This window comes from Pseudorhodobacter sp. (genome assembly GCF_030452865.1).
GTDB lineage: Bacteria > Pseudomonadota > Alphaproteobacteria > Rhodobacterales > Rhodobacteraceae > Pseudorhodobacter.
Genome location: NZ_JAKDLJ010000165.1, coordinates 1 through 7,407 on the forward strand (window position 1 = coordinate 1; position 7,407 = coordinate 7,407).

At 60.4% G+C, this 7,407-nt stretch carries 9 protein-coding genes and 2 tRNA genes; 6 read left to right on the forward strand and 5 right to left on the reverse strand.

Features of this window, described 5'->3' with window-relative positions:
* Positions 1-49: 49 nt before the first annotated feature.
* Positions 50-124: transfer RNA gene (locus tag L0H65_RS10805), tRNA-Thr, on the reverse strand.
* 111 nt (positions 125-235) lie between these two features.
* Between L0H65_RS10805 and L0H65_RS10810 the strand changes: the two genes are divergently transcribed.
* Genes L0H65_RS10810 through L0H65_RS10820 form a run of 3 tightly spaced genes read left to right on the forward strand, consistent with a single transcriptional unit; the run spans position 236 to position 2,157 of the window.
* On the forward strand, positions 236-415 hold the full coding sequence (locus L0H65_RS10810; protein ID WP_301458939.1) for a hypothetical protein: 180 nt from the start codon (positions 236-238) through the stop codon (positions 413-415).
* On the forward strand, positions 416-1,684 hold the full coding sequence (gene murA / locus L0H65_RS10815; protein WP_301458941.1) for a UDP-N-acetylglucosamine 1-carboxyvinyltransferase: 1,269 nt from the start codon (positions 416-418) through the stop codon (positions 1,682-1,684). It abuts the gene before it with no gap.
* Positions 1,681-2,157, forward strand: coding sequence for a DUF2948 family protein (locus tag L0H65_RS10820; RefSeq protein ID WP_301458943.1), 477 nt, complete (start codon positions 1,681-1,683; stop codon positions 2,155-2,157). The genes murA and L0H65_RS10820 overlap by 4 nt, the downstream gene beginning before the upstream one ends.
* 332 nt (positions 2,158-2,489) lie before the next feature.
* On the opposite strand, the gene L0H65_RS10825 is transcribed toward L0H65_RS10820, so the two are convergent.
* Entirely contained in the window at positions 2,490-3,011 is a 522-nt protein-coding gene (locus tag L0H65_RS10825; RefSeq protein WP_301458944.1) for an alkylphosphonate utilization protein, read from the reverse strand.
* 233 nt (positions 3,012-3,244) lie between these two features.
* On the opposite strand from L0H65_RS10825, the gene L0H65_RS10830 reads away from it, so the two are divergent.
* Positions 3,245-3,319: transfer RNA gene (locus L0H65_RS10830), tRNA-Gly, on the forward strand.
* A gap of 120 nt (positions 3,320-3,439) precedes the next feature.
* Here L0H65_RS10830 and L0H65_RS10835 read toward each other — a convergent pair.
* The 3 genes from L0H65_RS10835 to L0H65_RS10845 all read right to left on the reverse strand — a co-directional run bounded on the left by L0H65_RS10835 (position 3,440) and on the right by L0H65_RS10845 (position 5,101).
* On the reverse strand, positions 3,440-4,345 hold the full coding sequence (locus L0H65_RS10835; protein ID WP_301458945.1) for a hypothetical protein: 906 nt from the start codon (positions 4,343-4,345) through the stop codon (positions 3,440-3,442).
* Positions 4,335-4,751, reverse strand: a complete 417-nt coding sequence (locus L0H65_RS10840; RefSeq protein ID WP_301458946.1) for a phage holin family protein — start codon at positions 4,749-4,751, stop codon at positions 4,335-4,337. Before L0H65_RS10840 ends, L0H65_RS10835 begins: the two co-directional genes overlap by 11 nt.
* A gap of 161 nt (positions 4,752-4,912) precedes the next feature.
* Positions 4,913-5,101: a PLDc N-terminal domain-containing protein gene (locus L0H65_RS10845; RefSeq protein WP_301458951.1), complete on the reverse strand. Its 189-nt coding sequence runs from the start codon at positions 5,099-5,101 to the stop codon at positions 4,913-4,915.
* Positions 5,102-5,301: 200 nt separating this feature from the next.
* Between L0H65_RS10845 and L0H65_RS10850 the strand changes: the two genes are divergently transcribed.
* Both L0H65_RS10850 and L0H65_RS10855 read left to right on the forward strand, forming a co-directional pair.
* Positions 5,302-5,799, forward strand: coding sequence for a hypothetical protein (locus L0H65_RS10850; protein WP_301458948.1), 498 nt, complete (start codon positions 5,302-5,304; stop codon positions 5,797-5,799).
* Positions 5,796-7,407 (forward strand): 4Fe-4S binding protein (locus tag L0H65_RS10855; RefSeq protein ID WP_301458949.1); only part of this gene is annotated, 1,612 nt, incomplete at its 3' end. The genes L0H65_RS10850 and L0H65_RS10855, both read left to right, overlap by 4 nt.

Here is a 7,407-nt window from a genome sequence, read left to right on the forward strand (position 1 = left end):
CACTATGCCCAGGCAATCAAGCAATTTCTTTGATCTCAATGAGTTGAAGTGGTGCTGTGAGAGAGGATTGAACTCTCGACCTCACCCTTACCAAGGGTGTGCTCTACCACTGAGCTACCACAGCGCCGGGCGTTTCACGGGGGTTTCCGGTCAACGTGGCGGCTGATTAGTCGGAAATCCCCAAGGGTGCAAGTGCAATCTGGACGCTTTTTCGCCGCTGGGGTAGAGAAGGGGTATGAAGGATCAGCACCAAAATAACAATTCCGCGACAAACACGCGCACCGAGCGCCAGAAAACCGGTGCGGAAATCCGCGAAGCGCGGTTGAAACTGGCGCTGAAGGCCAATATGGCGCGGCGCAAGGCACAGGCAAAGGCCCGTAGGGGTCAGAACTCAGAAAAAAGTCAGGGGCAGTAGATGGATTCCATTCTGATACGCGGCGGCGGTGAACTGAACGGGGTGATCCCGATTGCGGGGGCAAAGAACGCCTGTCTTACTCTGATGCCGGCCACGTTGCTGACGGAGGAGCCGCTGACCCTGACCAATGCGCCACGACTGTCGGATATCCGCACGATGACGCAGCTTTTGGGGTCACTCGGGGCGGAGGTTGTCAGCCTTCAGGGCGGGCAGGTTTTGGCAATGTCGAGCCATAACATCCACAACCACACCGCCGACTATGACATCGTGCGCAAGATGCGGGCGTCTATCCTCGTGTTGGGGCCGATGCTGGCGCGCGACGGCCATGCGGTTGTCTCGCTCCCCGGCGGCTGTGCGATTGGCGCGCGGCCCGTGGATTTGCATTTGCAAGCGCTTGAGGCATTGGGTGCGGAACTGGAATTGCGCGATGGCTATGTCCATGCGAAAGCGCCTGGGGGGCGGTTGAAAGGCGGGATGATCGACTTTCCGCTGGTTTCGGTCGGTGCCACCGAAAACGCGATTTTGGCGGCCAGTCTGGCAAAAGGAACCACAACGATCAAGAACGCTGCACGCGAACCGGAGATTGTCGATCTGGTGCATTGCCTGCGCCGGATGGGGGCACAGATTGAGGGTGAAGGCAGCAGCACAATCACCATTCAGGGCGTTGACCGCTTGGGCGGGGCGACGCATCCGGTGGTCACCGACCGGATTGAGCTTGGCACCTACATGCTCGCCCCCGCGATTTGTGGCGGCGAGGTGGAATGTCTTGGCGGCCGCATTGATCTTGTCGGGGCGTTTTGTGAAAAGCTGGATGCGGCGGGTGTTTCCGTGGAAGAAACCGAGCGCGGGCTTAAGGTGAAACGCAAGAACGGTCGCGTCCGCGCTGTGGATGTGGTGACAGAACCCTTCCCCGGCTTTCCCACGGATTTGCAGGCGCAGATGATGGCATTGCTGTGCACCGCCGATGGAACCAGCGTTCTGGAGGAGCGCATCTTTGAAAACCGCTTCATGCACGCGCCGGAACTGATCCGAATGGGCGCGAAGATCGACGTGCATGGCGGCCATGCGACTGTGACCGGGGTGGAAACGCTGAAAGGGGCACGGGTGATGGCAACCGATTTGCGCGCCAGCGTCAGCCTGATTCTGGCCGCGATGGCGGCAGAAGGCGAAACCGTCGTCAGCCGCGTCTACCACCTTGATCGCGGTTATGAGCGGGTGGAAGAAAAGCTGGGCGCTTGTGGCGCACATGTCGAACGGATCGCGTCATGAGCGATGCACGTTTTGAAGACGGCGAGGACGCGCCCCTTGCCCTGCTCGCGCAGAATGTGGAAGATCTGCAAATCCTTGCAGCATTGACGCAAGACGCGGTTTTTCCTGTGACGGATATGCGTTTTGACGCAAAGCGACGGGAATTCAGCCTGCTGCTGAACCGCTTTCGCTGGGAGGACCGGGACGCCGCCGAACGTGCAGCGCGCGCCTATGAGCGGGTGCGTTCGGTGCTGATGTTTCGCGATGTGCTCACTGTCCGCACCCAAGGCATTCCACAGGGCGACAAGGACGTGATCCTGTCCCTCCTTTCGATAGCGTTTGTGCCGGGTGAAGATGGGACAGGCCAGGTGCTGCTGACCTTGGCAGGCGATGGCGCGGTGGAATTGCAGGTGGAGGCGTTGAATGCCGTCGCGCGCGATGTGACACGTCCTTACCGCGCCGCATCGAAACAGGTGCCGATGCACAAGGATTGAGACGCTTCCCCGGCGGGTTGTTGGGTTCCCTCGCCATAATCCGGCACTCTCCCGTTCGAACAAAAACGCGTCGGTTCATTCGGACGGTCCTTGCTTTGCCGTAGGGTCTGATCACACGCCGCCCGCGGAGAGGCTGAGGCGCAGCCATTCTCTATCTGTCCGGGAATGTTGGGCGGCAAAGAACATGGTGGGTTTGCAGCGAACACTTGCCGGTTGCGCAATCCCGTTTGTCAGGGCCGCAAACGTAGAAGCGTTTGTGGGACATGAAAGAACGGTCAGAGAACAAACGAGACCCACGGGACCAGTCGCCCATCACGTCGGCTTTCTGCAAACTACTTCTTCCTCACAAACTCCGTCAGAATAACAATCCTCTGCCCATCAACCCGGCCCTCGATCTGGGTTGCATTGTCTGCGACAAGCGCAATCCCCCGTACTGCGGTTCCACGTTTGGCGGTGAAGCCAGCGCCTTTTACCGGCAGATCCTTGATCAGCACCACGCTATCGCCCTGCGCCAGTTGCACGCCGTTGCTGTCACGATGTTCCACTGCCGCAGGCGCGTTCACCCATGCCTGAACCTGCGGCAACAGCACCATGCCGTCACGCAACTCCTGCGCCCAAGGTTCATCCAGCGTGCGCAACCGGCGCCATACGGCATATTGCACGGCGGGCACCGCCGACCATGCGGCGCCTTCGAGACAGCGCCAATGCCCTGTCTCCGCCGCGCGGTCACCACGGCAGGTACTGCACAGAACCACCGGTCCCGCCGGTTCCACTTCCACCCCGGCAAGGCGCCGATCATCCCCGCAAAATTCACATACGCCGCCGCTGCGCGCCAAAAGCTCATCCAGTGTCATCGCCCGATCCCCATCTGTTTGGCCCGGCATAGGCAGTCAAACCCGGTTTGACAATGCAGCACCTCGCCGCCCGCCACTTGCCACGAGCAGCAATTGCAAGGGATTGCGCGTAGTCGCGCCCTGATCACCGATCGGTTGCGTCTGACCTGCCGCAAGTTTTTTGTCGCATTCCGCATTTTCCCCCTTGCAGCTTTCCCTGTGGCTTTATACATCCTGCCTCACCAAGACGGAGCGCGGGCGTAGCTCAGGGGTAGAGCATAACCTTGCCAAGGTTAGGGTCGTGAGTTCGAATCTCATCGCCCGCTCCAAAACAATCGAATACCCACGATTGACACGAAAAAAGGGCCGCCTGAGGGCGGCCTTTGTGTTTTTGGCGTAAGCGAGCCAGTTTTTGTTGCGCCGCGCGTGACATTCTGACAGCAGGTCGCTCAACCCGCCGGTTTCGCCTTCTTTGATGATTTCACTTGGGCGCGCTCCTGCTTCATCAGTTCTGCGGCTTCGTCCATCAGGTCATCGGCACCGGATTTCAAATTCTCCTCTGCCTCCTCCACGTCGTCCTTGCGACGCGGCAAGGCGGCGGCCACCGCGACCCCTACGGCGGCGACAATCAAGCCGGCCAGCAAAGGGTTCTCCTTGGCGAAGGCGCCGGTTTTCTCCGCCCCCTTCTTGACCGCGGCGCTCCCGGATTGCGCCGCGCGATAGGCTTTTTCACGCGCGAGGATAATCTTTTCCCGCGCCGGTTCGGGCAGATCGTCCAGCCCGAGCGACAGGCTTTCCTGCGTATGGCGCGCAAATTCGGCCACAGCGGCTGTACGCTCCGCCGCGAAATCGCGGACGTTGTTGAATTGATCCACCGCGCCTTTCGCGACGTTTTCGGCGTGATGGGCGGCGGCTTTTTCAATGTCGGCAAGTTTCGCGCTGGTTTTCGCGCGGAAACTGTCGATCCGGTGCGACCAGTCCACATCGTCCATCGCCTTGATTCCGGATGCCAGCAACGCTGCCGCCACCTGCGGGCCGTAATCGGTGACCAGCGATTCAACGCTGCCGACCTTGCGGGTGAGCCGCGCCGGATGCACGACTTTTTCGCCCCTTCGACCGAAAATCAGCCATGCGATACCGACGCCCGCGACAGCCGTTGCAACCGGGTGCTTGCGCACGGTGCGTTCGATGCTGCCACCCAAAGCGCCGATATTGCTGCGCAATTGGTCCTGTGCGTCCTGCGTCAGCCAATCGGGCGAGAAGCGGTCGTAAAGCCGTTCCATCGCATCCGACAGGGCGGCGCGATCCTCGTTCAACTGGTCTTCGATCTTGTCTACGGATGTGTCATGGGTCATTTTCGGTTTTCTCCTTGAAAAGACCTGCCCCGTGCGAGAGATGCTCCACGGTTCGGGTCGGGATCAGTTGCGAAGGCTTCAATGCCTTGGCCGCGATTGCCAAGAGGATGAGCGCGGCGACGATGGCGAGCGTCGCTATGCCCAACGCTGCAAGCGCGGGCGGGCAGCCAAAGGCGATCAGCACCAGTACCAAGGTGGCGGCAAGCAGGTTAAGCGCGGTCAAGCCAAGCAATGCCGCGATCACCAGCATCAGCAGCCCGCGAATGGCCCGACGCAGGTTGGCCGCGATTTCGGCGCGCACAAGTGCAACATGACCATTGAACACCGCAGCAATCAACGATAGCGCGTTGCTGATATCATCGCTGAGGCCGGGCTTGTCGCTGGCGTTGTTCGGGGGCGTGGTCATCGTGTGTAATCGACACTCCGGACTCTGGTGGTTGTTTCTGGCGGGAACCGGTGCCCTGACGGTGCGGTGCTGATGCGGACACCCTGCCCCGCCCGATGATCGGACTCTGTTTCGCTACGCATCCGACGGTTGTTTCGGCGCAAGCGCGTCAGAGGCAACGATCACACCGCCCTGACGACGCGTGGCCCGGCAATCAGCCAGATGATGAAGCCCAACAGCGGCAAGATGATCACCAGAAGCGCCCAACCGACCTTAGCCCCGGTCGACGCGCGCGACCCAAAGATCGAAACCAAGGCCCAGATGTCGAGCGCGAGGATGATCAGCCCGCCAAACCCGCTCAAGTTGAACATATTCATTTCCCTCCCCCTTCACCGTTTCATTCTTGATCTGGTGTGAATGTTTCATCCTTTCAATGCCTGAGACCCGGAATGGTTCCCGCCCCGCCGATCACTGTGGGGAAAGCCGCCTGCCTTTCTCGGTTCGGCGGAATTGATCACGCCAGTTTGCGCTAGATCAATGTGCCGACCGGCTGCGCCACTAGACAGGCGGCATGGAAAAGCTCTGCACCCGAATCCTTATGCTGCTGCTCTGTCTTGGCCTGCCGCTTTTCGGCGCACAGGCGAAGGCCGGGCAGATTGCGCCGGGATTCGCCATGACGATTTGCAGCGATGCCGGTGCGGTGACGATCTACCTCAATGACGAAGGCGTCCCCGTCGCGCCGAGCGAACCGTGCTGCGATTGCGGCGCCTGCCTGCCCTTCGGCGCGGCGCTACCGCGGACGATCATGCCGCCAGTGCTGCGCTTGACCGCAAGACCCGCCTCTGCGACCCCGATGCGCGCCGCTGTTTCGCATTCCGCGATCGATGACCGACCAATGCCCCGAGGTCCACCAACCGCGAAGGCCTGCGCCATGTTTGACATGTTCGAACCAGTGCAGCCCTTCCACGCGGTTGACATGCCTGCCCCAGACACACTTCGCGCCATGCCAGTGTTTCTTGGACAGGTATCCGTGACCTCCGGGCGTCCCTTGCAAGGAAGCCTGATATGAAGACCCTTCGGACCCTGTTGACCTTTTGCCTTTGCGCGCTCCTGTGGGCCTTGCCCGTGCAGGCTGAAACCGTGCTCGACAAACTTCTGCCGGACCTTGACGCGGCAAAACTGGTCGCAGGGGCCGACGGTTTCGGCCCGGCCCGCAGCGATCTTGCTGTCGCTCCGGTGATGCAAGGCAGCACGCAACTCGGCTGGGTTTTCATCACGTCTGATTTCGTCTCTACCACCGGCTATTCGGGCAAGCCCATTCACACAGCGGTTGCGGTGGATGCGGATGCCAAGGTGATCGGGGTGGAACTGGTCAAACATTCCGAACCGATCGTGTTGATCGGCATTCCCGACAGCAAGATGAAGGCGTTGACCGCTGATTACCGTGGGCTCGATCTGGTCGCAGAGGCGAAGGCGGGCGGCACGGCGCATAATCTCGACATCATTTCGGGTGCGACGGTGACGATCATGGTGATCGACGATTCCATCGTGCGTTCCGGCCTCAAGGTCGCGCGCGCATTGGGTTTGGGCGGTCTGGCAGCGGAGGACAAACCCACAGGTCCGCAGTTTGTGGTCAATCCGGCGGCAACAGCCCCCGCAGACTGGATGACGATGGAAGGCGATGGCACGCTGCGCCGGTTGTTGCTGGATGTGGGCCAGGTCAACGCCGCCTTTGCTGCGATGGACGACCCGCGCGCAGGCGAGCGCGCGCTGACCGAAGCGCCGGAAACCACCTATATCGAGATGCAGGCCGCACTGGTCTCGCAACCCGGCATCGCAAAATCGCTGTTGGGAGACGCTGAGGCGAAGAATCTGGGTGAATGGTTGAAGGACGGCGACAGCGCCATCGCGATCTTTGGTCGCGGCATCTATTCCTTCAAGGGTTCAGGCTATGTACGCGGCGGCATTTTTGACCGGATCGTATTGATCCAGCACGATGTTTCCGTGCGCTTCCGTGACAAGATGCACCGCCGCATCAACACGATTGCGGCCACCGGCGCACCTGCCTTCAATGAGGCGGATCTGTTCAGGATCCCTGCCGATACCGGATTTGACCCGACACAACCTTTCCGCATCCAGCTTCTGGTCCACCGCGATGTTGGCGCGATTGAAAAGGTCTTCACCACCTTCGATCTGGGATATCAACTGCCGAAAGAATACCTGAGTGCCGTCGCTGCGCCACCGGTTCCGCCAGCAGTGGCAGAGGTCACTGACCAAAGTGAGAATGCAGCACATCAGGCGCTGTGGAAACGCATCTGGGCCGATAAAACGCTGGAAATCGGGGTCTTGGCGGCGATGCTGGGCGTGTTGACGCTGGTGTTCTTCTTCCAAACCATCGCCACCCGCAACGCCCGCGCATTTTTCTGGTTCCGCATCGGGTTTTTGACCGTCACGCTGGTTTTCCTTGGCTGGTATGCCAATGCGCAGCTTTCGGTCGTCAACCTTCTGGCACTGTTCGGGGCATTGATGTCGGGCTTTAGCTGGCAAGCGTTCCTTTTGGACCCGATGACCTTCATTCTGTGGTTCTCGCTTGCGGCCGCCCTGCTGTTCTGGGGACGCGGTGCCTATTGCGGCTGGCTTTGCCCCTTTGGCGCGCTGCAAGAACTGCTGAACCGTA